The 421-nt window shown below is 60.6% G+C and carries 1 protein-coding gene; it reads left to right on the forward strand.

The genetic code is table 11. The annotated features are described in order from the left end of the window. Positions 1-119: 119 nt before the first annotated feature. Positions 120-421: ATP-binding protein (locus DW49_RS0127875; protein ID WP_024421560.1), on the forward strand; the 302-nt coding region annotated here is incomplete at its 3' end.

Here is a 421-nt window from a genome sequence, read left to right on the forward strand (position 1 = left end):
CTGCGCCAAGGGCTGGAAAAACTACCACTCGCCCAGCAAAACCTGCCGCTGCTGCCCGACGAGCACATCAACCTGCGCGGCCCTGGCTACTACCACTGACCTGAAAAAGGAGCTTCGAAATGCTACCGAATCCAACGCTCGACAAGCTGCAAACCTTGCGCCTGCACGGCATGATCAAAGCGCTAAACGAGCAACATGCAACGCCTGACATCAACGATCTCAGCTTCGACGAGCGCCTTGGCCTGATGGTCGACCGCGAGATGACCGAGCGCGAAGACGCACGTCTGACGACTCGCCTGAAAGCCGCGCGACTGCGCCACAACGCCTGCCTGGAAGACATCGACTACCGCAGCCCACGCGGCCTGGACAAGGCCTTGATCCTACAACTCGGCAGCGGCCAATGGCTGCGCGATGGCCTGAA

It is taken from the genome of Pseudomonas avellanae BPIC 631 (assembly GCF_000444135.1).
Taxonomy (GTDB): domain Bacteria; phylum Pseudomonadota; class Gammaproteobacteria; order Pseudomonadales; family Pseudomonadaceae; genus Aquipseudomonas; species Aquipseudomonas avellanae.